Consider the following 16,944-nt stretch of genomic DNA (forward strand, 5'->3'; position numbering starts at 1 on the left):
CCGGAGGGGCTGAATTCCCAGCCCGTCCCGCGTGTGCGGACGAGGCCGTAGGCCGACGGCGGGGGTCCGGGGGCACAGCCCCCAGGGACGGAAAGAGCAGGGGCGGCGGGGGCGAAGAACCCGTGTCGGTCAGGGCCAGAGTCCCGTCACGTCCAGCGCCTCCGCCGGCGTCCGCGCGTACCGTACGCCGGGCACCTCACGCCCGTCGGCGTCCACGAGGCGCCAGCCGTCGCCGAGCTGGACGACGGGCACGCCGCCCCGGCGCATCGCCAGGGCCAGTTCCGAGAGCGTGCCCCAGGAGCCGCCGATCACGATGACGGCGTCCCCGCTGTGCACGATGACGCTGTTGCGCGCCTGTCCGAGACCGGTGGCGATCGCGACGCTCAGGTCCGGTCCGGCGCCGGTACGGTCGGCCCCGGGGAGCACCCCGACGACAACGCCGTCGCGGGACCGGGCGCCCGCCGCGACCGCGGCCATCACCCCGCCGTGCCCGCCGCAGATCACCACAGCCCCGCGCTCCGCCAGCAGCCGGCCCACCTGGTACGCGAGGGCCCGCTCGCTCTCCGCGCACTGCGCGGGCCCGCACACCGCCACCTGTACCGCCATGGCCCGGTCAGGTACGCCGCCGCAGGCGGCGGGCGAGGGCCGCCGCGGGGGCCGCCGTCAGGGCGGCGGCGACGGCCGTCGTCGCCCAGGCGCCGAGGCGTGAGGGTGGCGCCGGCCGCTCCGCCAGACACTCCGGCAGGTCCGCGGGCAGGGTTCCGTCCAGGCCGAGGGCCAGTGCCTCGGCCAGGTGCAGGGCCCGGCGGCCCGTGCCGCCCTGCTCGATCTGGGTGCGGCAGCTGAATCCGTCCGCGAGGACCAGACCGGACGGGGCGGCCCCGCGCACGGAGGGCAGGACGCCCTGTTCCGCGACGGCCATGGACACCTCGTGGTGGCCCCGCTCGAACCCGAAGTTGCCGGCGAGCCCGCAGCAGCCCTCGTCGAGGACCTCCGCGTCGAGGTGGGCGCGCCGCATCAGCTCCTGGTCGGCCTCGAACTTCATGATCGCGTGCTGGTGACAGTGGGTCTGCACGGTCGCCTGCCGGGCCAGGGCGGGCGGCTGCCAGTCGCCGGGGGCGTGGTGGACGAGGTGTTCGGCGAAGGTGCGGAACTGCCCGGCCAGGCGCTGCACGTCCTGGTCGGCCGGCATCAGTTCCGGCGCGTCCGCGCGGAAGACGGCCGTACAGGACGGTTCAAGGCCGATGACGGGCGTACCCGCCTCGATCCACGGGCGCAGCACGTCGAGCGAGTGCCGCAGGACCTTCTTCGCCACCGTCAGCTGCCCGGTGGAGATCCAGGTCAGTCCGCAGCACACGGGCCTGCCGGGTACGGCGACCCGGAAACCGGCGTCCTCGAGGACCCGCACCGCGGACCGCGCGATCGCGGGGTGGAAGTAGGTGGTGAAGGTGTCGGGCCACAGCACGACGGCCCGCTCGTCGCCGGGCTCCGGTTCTTCGCTGCCGCGCGCCCGCCACCACTGCAGGAAGGACTCCTCGGCGAACACGGGGGCCTGGCGCGCGCCGTCGACGCCGGCCAGCCGTTTGCCGGCGGCGGCAAGTCCGGGCGCGTGCAGCAGGTTGTTGACGACCGGCGGGGCGAGACGGGAGAGCCGGGCCCACACCGGCAGCCAGCCCATGGAGTAGTGGGCGGCCGGGCGGGGCCTGCCCGCGTAGTGGTGGGCGAGGAACTCGGCCTTGTAGGTGGCCATGTCGACGCCGGTGGGGCAGTCCGACTTGCAGCCCTTGCACGCCAGGCACAGGTCCAGGGCGTCGCGGACCTCGGTGGAGCGCCAGCCGTCGGTCACGGCGGAGTCCGCATGGCCGTCGAGCATCTCGAACAGCAGCCGTGCCCGGCCGCGCGTGGAGTGCTCCTCCTCCTGGGTGGCCCGGTAGGACGGGCACATCACCCCGCCGTGGTGGGTGCGGCAGTTGCCGATGCCGACGCAGCGCAGCACGGCGCGGGTGAAGGAGTGTTCGTCCTCCGGATAGCCGAAGTGCGTGTCCAGGGTCGTGGGCCGCCAGGTGGAGCCGAGCCGCAGCTGGCCGTCGACGGGGTTGGGGGCGACGACCTTGCCGGGGTTCATCCGGTTGTGCGGGTCGAAGAGCGTCTTGAGCTCCCCGAACGCGGCCACGAGCCGCTCGCCGAACATGCGGGTGAGCAGCTCGCCCCGGGACTGGCCGTCCCCGTGCTCGCCCGACAGGGAGCCGCCGTAGGAGGCCACGAGGTCGGCGGCGCGCTCCAGGAAGCGGCGGAAGTCGGCGACACCCTCGGCGGTCTTCAGCCCGAACGGGATGCGGGTGTGCACACAGCCCTGCCCGAAGTGCCCGTACAGCGAGGGGTGGTCGTAGTCGAACTCCTCGAACAGCCCCTTGAGGTCGCGCAGGTAGTCGCCGAGGCGGTCGGGCGGCACGGCGGAGTCCTCCCAGCCCTCCCAGGTCTCGCGGTCGTCCGGGGGCCGTGCGGTGACCCCGAGTCCGGCCTCCCGGGCCTTGAGCATCCTCTGCTCGCGCTCGGGGTCGTCGGAGAAGGCGACGGTGGACTCCTTCTCGTCCCGGCCGACAGCGCGCAGCAGGGCGTGCGCCTTCTCGTCGACCTCCTCCTGGCTGTCGCCGCTGAACTGCAGCAGCAGCCAGCTGTCGCCCTCCGGAAGGGAGTTGAGGGACTCCAGGTAGGCGTGCTCCTCGCGCATCAGCTGTGCCATCCGCCCGTCGAGCGCCTCCAGCTGGCTGGGTGAGCAGTGCTGAAGGAGGTGGGGGACGTCGTCCGCTGCGGCGCAGATGTCCTCGTATCCGAGGACGAGCAGCGACTGGTGACGGGGCACCGGGACCAGATCGAGTTCCGCGCGCAGTACGGTCACCAGGGTTCCCTCACTGCCGACCAGAGCCTTGGCGACGTCGAAGCCGTTCTCCGGGAGCAGGGAGTCCAGGTTGTATCCCGAGACGCGGCGCGGGATCTTCGGGTAGCCCTTGCGGATGTCCGCCAGGTACTCGGTGACGATGCGGTCGAGGCCGTCGTAGATCTCCGCCCTGCGCCCGCCCTCGGCGGCGATCTGCGCGCGCCCGGCCTCCGAGGTCGGCCCCACCCACATGCGGGTCCCGTCGTAGGTGAGGACTTCCAGACGGCGTACGTTGTCCACCGTCTTGCCGTACGCCTGCGCCGACGCCCCGCACGAGTTGTTGCCGATCATGCCGCCGAGCGCGCAGTGGCTGTGCGTGGACGGCTTGGGCCCGAACTGCAGGCGGTGGTCGGCGAGCTTGCGGTTGAGCTCGTCCAGGACCAGCCCGGGCTCCACGACGCAGGTGCGGGCGTCGGGGTCGACCGACACCAGGGCGTCGCAGTACTTGGTCCAGTCGATGACGACGGCCGTGTTGGTCGTCTGGCCGGCCAGGCTGGTGCCGCCGCCCCGGGACAGGACGGGCGCGCCGAACCGCGCGCACACCTCGACCGCCCTGGCTCCCGCCTCCACACCGCGCGGGACGACGACGCCGATGGGGACCTGGCGGTAGTTGGAGCCGTCCGTGGAGTACGCGCCCCTGCTGCCCGCGTCGAACCGGATCTCCCCGTCCACGGCGCTGCGCAGCGCCGCCTCCAGCCCGGCCACGTCGAGCGCGGTTCCCGCCCGGCCGGGGGCCGGGGCCGTGTCGTTGCGGGATGTCAGGGCCATGGATCGAGACCGCCTTCCTGCACCGTTGGACTATGCGAGGGAGTTTCGCGATCCGTGCCGCCCAAACGGACTGGCGGGCGACCTGCGGGCCCTGGTGGCCCCACCGCGGCTCAGCCGACCTTGCGGCCCTGCATCGGTGCCGTCGGGGCGCCGGCGCCCTCCTGCAACCCGTGCAGGAACTCCTCCAGCACCTCGGTCGCCGTCCGCCGCGGCTGCCAGCCGAGCACGGTGCGCGCACGGCTGCAGTCCATGAGGGGCAGCCTCAGGACGGCGTCGAAGAGGTGGGGTGAGGCGGGCAGCAGCCGCAGTCCCCAGGCCGCGGCGATCGCCGATCGTGCGGCCGTGCGCGGCAGCCGTACGGGGCGGGACCCCAGCAGCTCGCCCAGGATCTCGGCGTCGAGGGGCGGATCGGCGGCCAGGTTGAAGGCGCCCCGGACCTCGGTGTGGATGGCGAGCTGGTAGGCGCGGGCCGCGTCGTCGGTGTGCAGGGCCTGCACACGGAGCCCCTGAATGTCCGGCAGGAAGGGCAGCAGTTCCGGGCGGGCCAGCGGTCCGGGCAGGAACTTTCCGCCGAAGATGCGCCGCTGTTCGCTCGCCGATTCACGTTTGAACAGGAACGCGGGCCGCATCCGTACGACCCGGATCCCGGGGTGCCGGAACTCGAAGGTGTCGAGATACCGCTCGAGATAGGCCTTCTCCCGGGTGTAGGCGGCGTCGGGCCAGCCGTGGGTGGGCCAGGACTCGTCCACGGAGCGGTTCTTGGGCCCCGGGGAGTAGGCCCCCACGGAGGAGGCGTGCACCAGTGTGGGCACCGTGGCGGTCGCGGCGACGGCCTCGAAGACCCGGATGCTGCCGAGGACGTTGGTCCGCCAGGTCGCGACCGGATCGTGCGTCGGCTGGAAGGCCCACGCCAGGTGGACCACCGCGTCGGCGCCCCGGAACTCCCGTACGAGATCGACGTTCTTCGCCGCGAGGTCGACCTTCGACCACTCCACGCGGTCCGGGCCTAGGTCGGGGATGCGGCGCGCCAGGCCCCGTACGCTCGCGACGGCCGGATCCTCGGCGAGCAGTCGCACGAGGCTGGTGCCCACATTGCCGGTGGCACCCGTGACCACGATCTTCCTGCCTGCTTCGGTGCTCACTTCGGGCTCCTCTCGGTGACCGGTGACCGGGACCTGCGAGTACCCACGGTGAGGGGCGTTACTGCTGTTGGCGCTGCCTGCCGTGCTCGGCGTCCTGCCGGACGAGGAGGGCGAGCAGCTCGGCGACGGTCAGGCTGGCCTCCGCCGGGTGGCGCAGCGGCGTACCGGGCTGGATGTGGTACGTGTTGCTGCGCCCCTCGCGGGTGTGCGTGAGATAGCCGTCCTGCTCGAGATCGGCGATGATCTTCTGAACGGCACGCTCCGTCAGCCGGCAGTGGGCCGCGATGTCACGGATGCGGACACTGTGGTCGTCGGCGATGGCCGCCAGCACGCGTGCGTGGTTGGTGAGGAACGTCCATCCCGTATGCGGCTCACGCACTCCACCCATGGATAGAGAGTAGGCGCTGCGATTCGCGAATACAAAAAGGTGAATTCGAATTCGTGTATCTCTTGACATATGACCCTGGGCGGGCAGAGGCTGGGTTGGGGGTGCCCGGCGGGAATCGGCGGACGCCCCCCGGGTCGGGGGCGCGGTGTGGGCGAGCTCGGGAGGCTGCCATGGACGAGCGCGTACTTCCCGAGCCCGACAGCGCGGACGGTGACGTCCGGGTCACCTGGGCGCACCCGCCGCAGCACCTCCTGCCCCCCTGCCTGCGGGTCGAGAGCCACCAGGACGGGGACCGGGTGGCCGTGACGGTGTCCGGTGAACTGGACATCGACACCGAGCAGGCTCTGCAGGACGCCCTGCGGGAGGCCGTACAGCGCTCGGTGAGAGGTGTGGACGTGGATCTCGGCGGTGTGGACTTCTGCGACTGTTCCGGCCTCAACGTGCTGCTGAGCGCCCGCCGCCAGGCCCTGACGGACGCCAAGACGCTCACACTCGGTCCGACCGGCCCCTCCGTGGACAGGCTGCTCTCGCTGACCGGCACGCGGGCCCTGTTCGGCACCTCCCCCTCCGTCGGTACGGCCGCGGGAGACGGCCAGGACGGGCGGCTCCGGCAGCAGCACGGCCCTCCGCAGCGGCAGGAGCGGCCGGAGGACCCCGACCTGGACCCGAACAGCGCCCCGGACCTGGCCCCTGACCGGGACCTGGACCCGGCGGGCGAGCGGGACCTGCACATAGAGCTGGTCCAGCTCAGGCGGGCCATGCAGACGCGGCCGGTGATCGACCTGGCCCGTGGGGTGCTGATGGCGTCCTTCGCACTGAGCGCGCAGGACGCCTGGGACGTCCTGGTCACCGTCTCCCAGAAGACCAACACGAAGCTGCACAACGTCGCCGAGGAACTGGTGGCGGCCGTCAACGGCGACGCTCCGCCCGGCCCGCTCCGCCTGGAGCTGGCGGCCGCGGTCACCGCGCTCAAGGAGCCCTCGGGCGCGCGTCCCGCGGACTGAGGCCCACCACGCGCCGGGGTGCGGTTCATGGGCCGCGGTTCCCCCGCCCGGGTGCAGGCCCCGGGGCGCCACCACCCGTCGGCGCTGCGCGCACCGCCTCGGAAACAGCGGCAGGGTAAGCCTTCCCCCATGACCTTCAAGAGTCCCGCCCACCGCGGCGGCCCCAAGCGCGGAATGTTCGAGGAACTGGCGGAGAGAGCCTCCAACTTGACCAGCTCTCCGCTCTTCTTCCTGATCTGCCTGGCCTTCGTCGGCTTCTTCATCGCCGCGCACGCCGCGCATCTGCCCCTGGAGCTGCTGCTGCTCGCCGGGGAGTCGATGACCGCGGTCACCCTTCTCCTCCTCGCCCTGCTCAAGAACTCGGAGATGCGGGCGGAGCACGCCATCCAGCGCAAGCTCGACGCCATCGCACGCGCCCTGCTGGACATGAACGAGGACAGGGACAGCCGCGCCCTGAGGGAGCTCAAGGAGTCGATTCGCATGGAGGAAGAGACATAAGATGACATTCACCTATACGAGGGGAGTGAGCCGATATGGCCGACCGAGAGCATGGCCGGTACGCGGACGGCTCCGGCCACCTCAGGGACATGACCGAGGAAACCCTCGGCGCCCAGGAGCAGGCACGCCAGGAGCGTCAGCACCGGCTCGAGCAGCAGCAGAGCGGCGGTCGGGCGGACGACGAGTCCACCTACCCCGAACTCTTCGACCAGGGAGAGGACGACTATCTGTGAGGGCCGTTCCCGGGCGGTGACCGACCGCTGCTTCAGCACTCGATGACGCGGCTGACGACGTCGCCGAGGGCCCTCCCTCCTTACCGCCCTGCCGGGCCGCTCACCCGTATTCCACGGCGGCGTCCAGCAGCCAGTCCGTCAGGTAGCCGGCGAAGGAGGAGCGCACCAGTACCCAGAAGCCCGCCCTGGCTTCGTCGCGGGCGACCAGGACGACCTGCGTGCGTGCCAGCGTCGTCTGGGCGCAGCGACCGGGGCCGAAGGCGCGCGGGTGCAGGTCCAGCGCGCAGCCGTGGGACAGCAGGTCGCGGGCGCGGGGTCCGGCGACCAGGAGGGTGGTGCGCTGGGCGGAGACGTCGGTGACGGAGACGGGCTCGTCGCCTGCCGCCGCACGGATCCGGCCCTCCAGCTCCCGCTGGGTTCCGGGCGGCCCCACGAGCAGCCATTCGTCGGGACCGAGCCACACCGCGGTCAGGTCGCCGGCCCGTACCACGGTGTTCGGCTCCAGGGGCAGCTGGCACCCCAGGGCGAGACCCACGGCGTCCGCCGCCGGGCTCTTGGCGTCGAGGCGGACGTTCACCTGAGCCAGGAAGGGGAGTTCGGCCAGGCGGACCGCGCCCCCGCAGGAGCGCGTCGCGGCGGCCAGGCGTTCGGCGGCGTGCGCCAGGGGGCTGCGCTGCCGTGCGGTCAGGGCGGTGTCAGCCATCGCGGCGGGCTCCCTCGGGGTCGTAGAGGACGGGGTTGGCGACGGTCACCGGGACCAGCCGGTCGCCGACGGGTGCGTAGAGGCGTTCCCCGATGCGGTCGCGGCCGCCCTTGACCAGGGCGAGTGCGAAGGTCCGGCCGAGCGCCGCGCTGCGGTAGCTGGAGGTGACGTGGCCGAGCATCGGGACGGGCGGGGCGGGCAGTTCGCTGTCGGCGACCAGGTGGGTGCCCTCGGGGAGGAAGGCGGCCGGGTCCTCGGGGAGGAGGCCGACGAGGTGCTTGCGGTCGGGGCGCACGGTGTCGGCGCGGGCGTGGGAGCGCTTGCCGATGAAGTCCGGCTTCTTCTTCGACACCGCCCAGCTCATGCCGAGGTCCTGCGGGGTGACCGTGCCGTCGGTGTCCTGGCCGATGATCGGGTAGCCCTTCTCGGCACGCAGGACGTGCATGGTCTCGGTGCCGTACGGGGTGATGCCGTACGGGGCGCCGGCCTCGAACAGCGCCTCCCACAGGGCGAGGGCGTCCCACGGTGACACGTTGATCTCGTAGGCGAGTTCGCCGGAGAAACTGATCCGGCACACACGCGCGTCGATGCCGGCGACGGTCGTCTCCCGCCACGCCATGAACGGGAAGTCCTCGTTGCTCACGGCCAGTTGCGGCGCGAGCGAGCCGAGGACCTCGCGGGACTTCGGGCCGACCAGGGCCACGGTCGCCCACTGCTCGGTGACCGAGGTGCAGTGGACCCGCAGTTCGGGCCACTCGGTCTGGAGCCACTCCTCCATCCAGTCCAGGACGGCGGCCGCGTTGCCGGTGGTCGTGGTGACCAGGAAGCGGTCCTGCGCGAGCCGGATGACCGTGCCGTCGTCGAAGACCATGCCGTCCAGGCGGCACATCACGCCGTAGCGGATCATGCCGACCTTCAGGGTGCTCATCATGTTGGTGTAGAGCCGGTCGAGGAAGAGCGCGGCGTCCGGGCCCTGCACGTCGATCTTGCCGAGGGTCGAGGCGTCCATGAAGGCCACGCCCTCGCGGGCGGCACGGCACTCGCGCAGCACGGCGGTCTCCATGTCCTCGCCGTCCTGCGGGTAGTACCAGGGCCGCTTCCACTGGCCGACGTTCTCGAACAGGGCGCCGTGCGCCACGTGCCACTCGTGCAGGGCCGTCGTACGGACCGGGTCGCTCAGCGCGCCGCGGTCGCGCCCGGCCAGGGCGGCGAAGGACACCGGGGTGTACGGCGGCCGGAAGGTGGGCAGGCCGAGCGCCGAGATGTCCACGCCCAGGAGTTCGGCGACGACTCCGCTCGCCAGGACGCCGCCCGTCCTGCCCTGGTCGCCCCCGGTCCCGGCGGTGGTGTAGCGCTTGGTGTGCTCGACCGAGCGCAGGCCCGCGCCGGTCGCCCGGGCCAGATCGTCGACCGTGACGTCGCGCTGGAGGTCGACGAACCGGGGGGCGCCGGTGTCGGTCGGGACGGTGAAGACCTCCATGGGCGGGGTCTGCGGCTGGGCGGCCACGGCCGGGAGGGTCGGCACCTCGGGGGTGTATCCCTCGGCCTCGACCGCGCGGGCCCCGGCCGCCGCGCCCTGGGCGAGGACCTCGGCCAGGTCGAAGGCGCCGTTCGCGCTGCCCGCGACCTCCACCGCCTGCCGGCCGTGGTCGGGCACGAACGTGCCGAGTGCGGCGTCGTGGCGGAGCTTGCCGCCCGCCTGGCTGAACAGGTGCGCGACCGGGTTCCAGCCACCGGAGACCAGGAGCAGGTCGACGGCGAACTCCCGCTGCCCGGCGGACTCCCTGTACGGGGCGACCGTCACGGCCGTGAGACGGTTCCCGCCCCGCGTGCCGGTGACCGCGTGTCCGGCGAGCACCTCGATCCCGGCGGACCGGGCGCGCTCGGCCCACTGCCCCGGCTCGGGCCGGGTGTCGACGATCGCGGCGACGTCCACGCCCGCGGCCGAAAGGTCGAGCGTTGCGGCGTAGGCGCTGTCGTTGGTGGTGAACACGACCGCGTGCCGGCCGGGCAGCACGGCGTACCGGTGCAGGTAGGTCCGGGCCGAGGAGGCCAGCATCACGCCGGGCCGGTCGTTGTCGCCGAACGCCAGCGAACGCTCGTGGGCACCCGTGGCGAGTACGACGTGACGGGCGCGGATCCGCCAGACACGCTCGCGGGAGACGTTCGCCGGGGCCTCGGCGCCCAGGTGGTTGGTGCGGCGCTCGACGGCGAGGAGGTGGTTGTCGTCGTAGTGGCCGAAGACGGTGGTGCGGCGCAGGACGCGTACCTCGGGGGCGGCTTCGAGCTGGGCGCGCGTGGTCTCGACCCAGTCGTGGTGCTCGCCGGTGCCGAGCAGGCTGCCGCCGAGTTCCGGCTGGTCGTCGGCGAGGATGACGCGGGCGCCGCTCCGCGCTGCCGCCGCCGCGGCGGCGAGGCCGGCCGGGCCCGCGCCGACGATCAGCAGGTCGCAGTGGGCGTGTACGGCGTCGTAGCGGGCGGGGTCGGGCTCGGTGGCGAGCCTCCCCTGGCCCGGAAGGCTGCTCGCGACCAGACCCTCGTACAGCTCGACGGTCGTGGCGGGGAGCATCGGCTCGGGGAAGGGTTCCTCGATCTGGACGACCGCGTTGGGTTCCTCGACGCCGGCCGAGAAGATGCCGCGGGGGCGGCCCAGCTTGATGCTGGTGGCGGCCTGGATGACGCCGTTGGCGAGGAGTGCCGATGCGAGGGTGTCGCCTCGGAAGCCCTGGTACTCGGTGCCGTCGAAGGTGAACGTCAGTCGGTCGTCGCGGTCGATGCGGCCACCGGTGGCCAGGCGGTGCGGTTGGCTCGCGAGCCGTGCCGGGCGCTCCGCCCCGGGACCCCTGACCGGCTGCGGGCCGGCCTCGGCCTCGATCGCCGGACCGGCTGGTTGTTCCGGACGCGGTTGAGCGATGACCGGACGCGGCTCAAGCGTCACCGGGCGCGACTCGCCCGCCTTGTAGACGGCGAGGACCTCGTTCGTCGCCGTGTCCCGTACCGCGTTGAACCACTTGCGGCAGCCCGCCGTATGGCTCCACCGCTCGGCGAACGGGCCCTTCGGGTTCGCACGGAAGAACAGGTAGCGCGCCCACTGCTCGTCGGTGAGGGCCGCGGGGTCCTCGGGGTAGGGCACATGGGCCTGGCCACCGTAGTGGAACTCGGCCTCGTCACGGGGCCCGCACCACGGGCAGGAAATGAGCAGCATGGTTCGGCTCCCTAGTGGGCCACCGCGGCCGCGCCGTGCTCGTCGACGAGCGCGCCGGTGGTGAAACGGTCGAGCGAGAAGGGGGCGTTCAGCGGGTGGGGGGTGTCGTGGGCGATGGTGTGGGCGTAGACCCAGCCGACCCCCGGGGTGGCCTTGAAGCCGCCCGTTCCCCAGCCGCAGTTGAGGTAGAGGTTGTCGACCGGGGTGAGGCCGACGATGGGCGAGGCGTCCGGGCTGACGTCGACGATGCCGCCCCAGGTGCGCAGCACGTGGGCGCGGGCGAAGACCGGGAAGAGCTCCAGGGCGGCGGACATCTGCTCCTCGATGATGTGGAACGCGCCGCGCTGGGTGTAGGAGTTGTACGCGTCGATGCCGGCGCCCATGACCAGTTCGCCCTTGTGGGCCTGGCTGACGTACACGTGGACGGCGTTGGACATGACGACCGTCGGGTGCACCGGCTCCAGGAGTTCGGAGACCAGGGCCTGCAACGGGTGGCTCTGCAGCGGGAGTTCGATGCCCGCCATGGCGGCGAGGACCGAGGTGTGACCGGCGGAGCACAGGGCCACCTTGCCCGCCGCGATCGGGCCGAGCGTGGTCTGTACGCCGACCACCCGGCCGCCGACCACGTCGAGGCCGGTGACCTCGCAGTTCTGGATGATGTCGATGCCGGCTGCGTCCGCGGAGCGGGCGAAGCCCCAGGCCACGTAGTCGTGCTTGGCGATGCCGGCGCGCGGCTGGTACGTGCCGCCGAGGACCGGGTAGCGCACGTCGGGTGAGGTGTTGACGATCGGGCAGACGTCTTTGACCTGTTCGGCGTCGAGCCATTCGGCGTCGACGCCGTTGAGCCGGTTGGCCTCGACGCGGCGAACGCTGTCGCGGACGTCCTGCAGGCTGTGGGCGAGGTTCAGCACGCCGCGCTGGGAGAAGAGGATCGGGTAGTCGAGCTCCTCCTCCAGTCCTTCCCAGAGTTTGAGGGCGTGCTCGTAGATGCCGGCGCTCTCGTCCCAGAGGTAGTTGGAGCGGATGATCGTGGTGTTGCGGGCCATGTTGCCGCCCGCGAGCCAGCCCTTCTCCAGGACCGCGACGTTGGTGATGCCGTGGTTCTTCGCCAGGTAGTGGGCGGTGGCCAGGCCGTGTCCGCCGCCGCCGACGATCACCACGTCGTACGACCGCCTGGGCTCGGGGGTGCGCCAGAGCCAGTCGGGGTGGTCGGGGAGGTCGGCGCCGGGGGTGCGGGGGCTCATCGGGCGTCTCCTGAAGGACCGGAAAGGTGCGGGTAGAGCGGGTGCTCGGCGGCCAGGGCCGCCGTGCGGGCGCGCAACGCGGCCACGTCCGGCCCGGGCTGGAGGGCGAGGGCGATCACGTCGGCGACCTCTGTGAAGTCCTCCTCGGTGAAGCCCCGGGTGGCGAGCGCCGGGGTGCCGATGCGCAGGCCGGAGGTGACCATGGGCGGGCGCGGGTCGAAGGGGACGGCGTTGCGGTTGACGGTGATGCCGATCTCGTGCAGCAGGTCCTCGGCGCGCCTGCCGTCGAGTTCGGACTCACGCAGGTCGACGAGGACGAGGTGGACGTCCGTGCCGCCCGTCAGCACCTTCACTCCGGCGGCGGCCGCGTCGGGCTGTGTGAGGCGCTCGGCGAGGATGCGGGCGCCGGTCAGTGTGCGGGCCTGGCGCTCGGCGAACTCGGGCGATGCCGCGACCTTGAAGGAGACCGCCTTCGCGGCGATGACGTGCTCCAGCGGGCCGCCCTGCATTCCGGGGAACACCGCCGAGTTGATCTTCTTGGCGAGGTCGGCGTCGTCGGTGAGGATCACTCCGCCGCGGGGACCGCCGAGCGTCTTGTGCGTGGTGGTGGTGACCACGTGCGCGTGCGGGACCGGGCTGGGGTGCAGTCCGGCGGCGACCAGGCCGGCGAAGTGCGCCATGTCGACCATGAGGAGGGCGCCGACCTCGTCGGCGATGCGTCGGAAGGCGGCGAAGTCCAGCTGCCTCGGGTAGGCCGACCAGCCCGCGATGATCATCTTGGGCCGGTGCTCCTTGGCCAGCCGCTCGACCTCGTCCATGTCGACGAGGTTGTCCGCCTCGGAGACGTGGTAGGGCACGACGTTGAGCATCTTGCCGCTGTAGTTGATGCGCATGCCGTGGGTCAGGTGGCCGCCGTGTGCGAGGTCGAGGCCGAGGACGGTGTCGCCCGGCTGGAGGAGGGCGAAGAAGACGGCGGTGTTCGCCTGCGCGCCCGAGTGGGGCTGGACGTTGGCGAAGCCCGCGCCGAACAGCGACTTGACGCGCTCGATGGCCAGGCGTTCTGTGACGTCGACGTGTTCGCAGCCCCCGTAGTAGCGGCGGCCGGGGTAGCCCTCCGCGTACTTGTTGGTCGCGACCGAGCCCTGTGCCTCCATGACGGCGGAGGGCGCGAAGTTCTCGGAGGCGATCATCTCGAGGGTGGACTGCTGGCGGTGCAGCTCGGCGCCGAGGGCGGCGTGGACCTCGGGGTCCAGCTCCGCCAGCGGGGTGTTCAGCACGTTCATACGGTGTTCGCGTTCCTCTCGGCGGCCTCGACGACGTTGGCGAGCAGCATCGCCCGGGTCATGGGTCCCACTCCCCCGGGCATCGGCGCGAGCCATCCGGCGACCTGGGCGGCCTCCGGGTGGACGTCGCCGACGAGCCCGTGCTCGGTGCGGGTGATGCCGACGTCCAGGACGGCCGCGCCGGGGCGCAGCATGTCCTTGGTGATCAGTCCGGGCGAGCCGGCCGCGGCGACGACGATGTCCGCCTCGCGTACGTGCCAGACCAGTCCCTTGGTTCCGGTGTGGCACAGGGTCACGGTGGCGTTCTCGGACCTCCGGGTGAGCAGGAGCCCGATCGGCCGTCCGACCGTGATGCCCCGGCCGATCACGCACACGCGCGCCCCGGCGAGCGGGACCTCGTACCGGCGGAGCAGTTCGACGATGCCGCGCGGGGTGCAGGGCAGGGGGGCGTCGACGCCGAGGACGAGCCGGCCGAGGTTGACCGGGTGCAGTCCGTCGGCGTCCTTGGCGGGGTCCATGCGCGTGAGGACGGCGCCCGAGTCCAGGTGGCGTGGGAGCGGGAGCTGGACGATGTAGCCGGTGCAGGCGGGGTCGGCGTTGAGTTCGTCGATGACGTCCTCGACCTGCCGCTGGGTCGCGTCGGCGGGCAGCTCGCGGCGGAGCGAGGCGACTCCGATCTGCGCGCAGTCGCGGTGCTTTCCGGCGACGTAGGCGTGGCTGCCCGGGTCGTCGCCGACCAGGACCGTGCCGAGACCCGGCGGGCGGCCGGTCCGGGCGGTCGACTTGGCCACGCGCTCGGCCAGTTCACGACGGATGGCGGCTGCGGTCGCCTTGCCGTCGAGCAGTTGTGCGGTCACCGGCGATACCTCTTCCCCACGGTCAGCCACGAAGTCGGGACATGGTCGGGTCGAACAGGGGCTCCTCGGCGACGACCGCCTCGACGCGCTGGTCGAAGTAGCCGATGCGGACGGTGGTGCCGGGGGCGGCGAGCTCGGCCGGCAGCCAGGCGTAGGCGATGCCCTTGCCGATCGTGTAGCCGTAGGCGGCGCTGGTGACGTAGCCGACGGCGCGGTCGCCGTCGTACACCGGCTCCTTGCCCATGACGACCGAGTGCGGGTCGTCGATGGTGAGGCAGGTCAGCTTCCGCCGTACGTCCGCCTTGCGGCGCTCCAGTGCGGCCTTGCCGATGAAGTCGCCCTTGTCGAGCTTGACGGCGAAGCCGACGCCGGCCTCGTAGGGATCGTGCTCGTAGGTCATGTCGGTGCCGAAGGAGCGGTAGCCCTTCTCCAGGCGCAGGCTGTTGAAGGCGCCACGGCCGGCGATGATGCCGCCCAGCGGTTCGGCCGCCGCCCACAGGGTGTCCCACAGCTTCTGGCCCAGGTCGGCGGTGGTGTACAGCTCCCAGCCCAGTTCGCCGACGTAGCTCAGGCGCATCGCGGTGACCGGGACGGAGCCGATGTGGGCGCGCTTGGCGCGGAAGTACTTCAGGCCGTCGCCCGAGAAGTCCTCGTCGGTGAGGGGCTGGAGCACCTCGCGGGCCAGCGGGCCCCACAGGCCGATGCAGCAGGTGCCGGCGGTGATGTCGCGGACCTGGACCGTGCCGTCGGCGGGGAGGTGGCGGGTGAACCAGTCGAGGTCCAGGTTGCCGTTGGCGCCGACCTGGAAGAGGTCGCGGGCCAGGCGGGCGACGGTGATGTCGCTGCGGATGCCGCCGTCGTGGTCCAGCAGCAGCGTGTACGTCACCGAGCCGACGGACTTGGCGACCTTGCCGGTGACGAGGCCCTCCAGGAAGCCGGCCGCTCCGGGGCCGCTGACCTCGAGGCGCTTGAGGGCCGTCATGTCGTACAGGGCGACCGTCTCTCGGGTGACCTGGGCCTCGGCGCCGACGACGGGCGACCAGTACTTCGCGGCCCAGTCGTTGGGCGTGGGGATGGAGCGCCCTTCGACGAGCGAGGCGTTGGCCTCGTACCACTGGGGGCGCTCCCAGCCGTTCGCCTCCAGGAAGAACGCGCCGTGCTCCCGCTGGCGGGCGTGGAAGGGGCTGGTGCGGATCGGGCGCGGCTTCCCGGCCGGCTGGAGGGGGTGGAGGATGTCGTAGACCTCGACGAAGTTCTGGCAGTCCCGGGCCAGGACGTACTCCGGGGAGAGCTGGTGCGGCTCGAAGCGGTTGACGTCGCACTCGTGCAGGTCGAAGGAGGAGCAGTAGCCGTCGACCAGCCACTCGGCGACGGCCCGGCCGACGCCCGCCGAGTGGGTGACCCACACGGCCTCCGCGACCCAGAAGCCCTTGACGTCCGGGGACTCACCCAGCAGCGGGTAGCCGTCGGTGGTGAAGGAGAACAGGCCGTTGATGCCCTCCTCGACCTTGGCCTCGCGGGTCGCGGGGAGCAGCGACTGGGTCTCGGTCCAGGCGTCCTCGAAGTCCTCCTCGGTGAACTTCAGGACCGAGGGCATCTGTTCGGCCTCCTCCACGGAGAGGATGTCGTCGGCGGAGACGGGCATGGGGCGGTGGCCGTAGTAACCGATGCCGATGCCGTCGAAGCGGTCGCGGTAGTAGAGGTCGGCGTCCTGGTGGCGCAGGATCGGGCGGACCGCTTCCTCGGTCTGGCCGGCGAGGGCGGGAATCGGGCCGGTCCAGGCGAGCTGGTGGGCGAGCGGGGTGAGCGGCAGGTTCACCCCGACCATGCGGGCGATCTTCGGGCCCCAGATGCCGGCGCAGCACACGACGATGTCGGCGGGGATCTCTCCCTGGTCGGTCAGCACGCCGGTCACCCGGCCCTCGCTCTGCCGCACGTCGAGGACTTCGTGGCGGGCGAGGAAGCGCACGCCGCGCCCGGTGGCCCGGCGGATCTGCGCCTCGACGGCGAGGACGGCCTTGGCGAGGCCGTCGGTGGGGACCAGGAGACCTCCGAGGACCTTGTCGCGGTCGACCAGCGGGTGCTGCTCCACGCACTCGTCGGCGGTCAGCAGGCGCGCCTCGATGCCCCAGGCGGTGATCCAGCCGTGGCGGCGGTGGAGTTCGGCGAGGCGCTCGGGGGTCGTCGCCACTTCCAGGCCGCCGACCTGGAGGAAGCAGGGCTTGCCGTCGACGTCCAGGGAGCAGAACTTCTCGACGGTGTAGCGGGCGAGCTCGGTCATGGTCTTCGAGGGGTTCGTCTGGAAGACGAGGCCCGGGGCGTGCGAGGAGGAGCCCCCGGTGGCCGGGAGGGGGCCCTGGTCGACCACGGTCACCTCGGTCCAGCCGCGTGCGGAGAGCTCGTCGGCGAGGGCCGCTCCCACGACGCCCGCTCCGATGATGACCACTCGGGGTCCCGCCATCGCCCAACCTCCGAACTTGGAAACCGGTTCAGTTGCTGTCTGCGCAACTCGATTCAGGCTGCGCAACTCAATGTGCCTGTCGCCGATGAGGGGTGTCAAGGGGGTGCGTGACGTCGGAAAACAGCCCGAAACACGGCCACGCCCGGCGGGCGGTGCGCACAGGTGCGCACCGCCCGCCGGGCGTCTTCAACCGGCCTTTTCCGTCTGCTCGGGCCCGTGC

The 16,944-nt window shown here is 72.1% G+C and carries 13 protein-coding genes; 3 read left to right on the forward strand and 10 right to left on the reverse strand.

Annotated elements, in window-relative coordinates:
* Window positions 1–129: 129 nt before the first annotated feature.
* From ACFYZE_RS22105 to ACFYZE_RS22120, 4 genes are all read right to left on the reverse strand, one after another.
* A complete protein-coding gene (locus ACFYZE_RS22105; RefSeq protein WP_388996591.1) occupies window positions 130–606 on the reverse strand; it encodes a TIGR00725 family protein in 477 nt (158 codons plus the stop codon).
* Window positions 607–613: 7 nt separating this feature from the next.
* Window positions 614–3,706, reverse strand: coding sequence for an FAD-binding and (Fe-S)-binding domain-containing protein (locus tag ACFYZE_RS22110; protein WP_388996593.1), 3,093 nt, complete (start codon window positions 3,704–3,706; stop codon window positions 614–616).
* 110 nt (window positions 3,707–3,816) lie between these two features.
* Window positions 3,817–4,848 carry an SDR family oxidoreductase gene (locus ACFYZE_RS22115; protein ID WP_388996596.1) on the reverse strand — a complete coding sequence of 344 codons (1,032 nt, stop codon included), beginning with the start codon at window positions 4,846–4,848 and terminating at the stop codon, window positions 3,817–3,819.
* 58 nt (window positions 4,849–4,906) lie between these two features.
* Complete coding sequence (locus tag ACFYZE_RS22120) at window positions 4,907–5,236, reverse strand: helix-turn-helix transcriptional regulator (protein ID WP_388996599.1); 330 nt, start codon at window positions 5,234–5,236, stop codon at window positions 4,907–4,909.
* A gap of 170 nt (window positions 5,237–5,406) precedes the next feature.
* Here ACFYZE_RS22120 and ACFYZE_RS22125 point away from each other — a divergent pair, with 170 nt between their 5' ends.
* The 3 genes from ACFYZE_RS22125 to ACFYZE_RS22135 all read left to right on the forward strand — a co-directional run bounded on the left by ACFYZE_RS22125 (window position 5,407) and on the right by ACFYZE_RS22135 (window position 6,971).
* Window positions 5,407–6,240 carry an anti-sigma factor antagonist gene (locus ACFYZE_RS22125; RefSeq protein ID WP_388996602.1) on the forward strand — a complete coding sequence of 278 codons (834 nt, stop codon included), beginning with the start codon at window positions 5,407–5,409 and terminating at the stop codon, window positions 6,238–6,240.
* A 129-nt stretch (window positions 6,241–6,369) separates the two neighbouring features.
* Window positions 6,370–6,738 carry a hypothetical protein gene (locus ACFYZE_RS22130; RefSeq protein WP_388996605.1) on the forward strand — a complete coding sequence of 123 codons (369 nt, stop codon included), beginning with the start codon at window positions 6,370–6,372 and terminating at the stop codon, window positions 6,736–6,738.
* Window positions 6,739–6,773: 35 nt separating this feature from the next.
* Window positions 6,774–6,971, forward strand: a complete 198-nt coding sequence (locus ACFYZE_RS22135) for a hypothetical protein (protein ID WP_388996608.1) — start codon at window positions 6,774–6,776, stop codon at window positions 6,969–6,971.
* Between the two features lie 100 nt (window positions 6,972–7,071).
* Here the strand turns inward: ACFYZE_RS22135 and ACFYZE_RS22140 are convergent, their stop codons facing one another.
* From ACFYZE_RS22140 to ACFYZE_RS22165, 6 genes are read right to left on the reverse strand one after another with little or no spacing between them, the layout of a single operon-like run.
* Window positions 7,072–7,674: a sarcosine oxidase subunit gamma gene (locus tag ACFYZE_RS22140; protein WP_388996611.1), complete on the reverse strand. Its 603-nt coding sequence runs from the start codon at window positions 7,672–7,674 to the stop codon at window positions 7,072–7,074.
* A complete protein-coding gene (locus ACFYZE_RS22145; RefSeq protein WP_388996614.1) occupies window positions 7,667–10,879 on the reverse strand; it encodes a sarcosine oxidase subunit alpha family protein in 3,213 nt (1,070 codons plus the stop codon). The genes ACFYZE_RS22140 and ACFYZE_RS22145 overlap by 8 nt, the downstream gene beginning before the upstream one ends.
* Before the next feature lie 11 nt (window positions 10,880–10,890).
* On the reverse strand, window positions 10,891–12,123 hold the full coding sequence (locus ACFYZE_RS22150; protein WP_388996617.1) for a sarcosine oxidase subunit beta family protein: 1,233 nt from the start codon (window positions 12,121–12,123) through the stop codon (window positions 10,891–10,893).
* A complete protein-coding gene (glyA, locus tag ACFYZE_RS22155) occupies window positions 12,120–13,406 on the reverse strand; it encodes a serine hydroxymethyltransferase (protein WP_388996620.1) in 1,287 nt (428 codons plus the stop codon). Before glyA ends, ACFYZE_RS22150 begins: the two co-directional genes overlap by 4 nt.
* Entirely contained in the window at window positions 13,403–14,263 is an 861-nt protein-coding gene (locus ACFYZE_RS22160; protein WP_388996623.1) for a bifunctional methylenetetrahydrofolate dehydrogenase/methenyltetrahydrofolate cyclohydrolase, read from the reverse strand. The genes glyA and ACFYZE_RS22160 overlap by 4 nt, the downstream gene beginning before the upstream one ends.
* 22 nt (window positions 14,264–14,285) lie before the next feature.
* Window positions 14,286–16,724 carry an FAD-dependent oxidoreductase gene (locus ACFYZE_RS22165; RefSeq protein WP_388996626.1) on the reverse strand — a complete coding sequence of 813 codons (2,439 nt, stop codon included), beginning with the start codon at window positions 16,722–16,724 and terminating at the stop codon, window positions 14,286–14,288.
* Window positions 16,725–16,944: the final 220 nt, after the last annotated feature.

The organism is Streptomyces sp. NPDC001796 (assembly GCF_042892355.1).
GTDB lineage: Bacteria > Actinomycetota > Actinomycetes > Streptomycetales > Streptomycetaceae > Streptomyces.

Bases quoted from the DNA above. Each gene is read 5' to 3' on its own strand.
- ACFYZE_RS22105 (WP_388996591.1), bottom strand. From the start codon at position 606: ATGGCGGTACAGGTGGCGGTGTGCGGGCCCGCGCAGTGCGCGGAGAGC.
- ACFYZE_RS22110 (WP_388996593.1), bottom strand. From the start codon at position 3,706: ATGGCCCTGACATCCCGCAACGACACGGCCCCGGCCCCCGGCCGGGCG.
- ACFYZE_RS22120 (WP_388996599.1), bottom strand. From the start codon at position 5,236: ATGGGTGGAGTGCGTGAGCCGCATACGGGATGGACGTTCCTCACCAAC.
- ACFYZE_RS22125 (WP_388996602.1), top strand. From the start codon at position 5,407: ATGGACGAGCGCGTACTTCCCGAGCCCGACAGCGCGGACGGTGACGTC.
- ACFYZE_RS22130 (WP_388996605.1), top strand. From the start codon at position 6,370: ATGACCTTCAAGAGTCCCGCCCACCGCGGCGGCCCCAAGCGCGGAATG.
- ACFYZE_RS22135 (WP_388996608.1), top strand. From the start codon at position 6,774: ATGGCCGACCGAGAGCATGGCCGGTACGCGGACGGCTCCGGCCACCTC.
- ACFYZE_RS22140 (WP_388996611.1), bottom strand. From the start codon at position 7,674: ATGGCTGACACCGCCCTGACCGCACGGCAGCGCAGCCCCCTGGCGCAC.
- ACFYZE_RS22145 (WP_388996614.1), bottom strand. From the start codon at position 10,879: ATGCTGCTCATTTCCTGCCCGTGGTGCGGGCCCCGTGACGAGGCCGAG.
- ACFYZE_RS22150 (WP_388996617.1), bottom strand. From the start codon at position 12,123: ATGAGCCCCCGCACCCCCGGCGCCGACCTCCCCGACCACCCCGACTGG.
- glyA (WP_388996620.1), bottom strand. From the start codon at position 13,406: ATGAACGTGCTGAACACCCCGCTGGCGGAGCTGGACCCCGAGGTCCAC.
- ACFYZE_RS22165 (WP_388996626.1), bottom strand. From the start codon at position 16,724: ATGGCGGGACCCCGAGTGGTCATCATCGGAGCGGGCGTCGTGGGAGCG.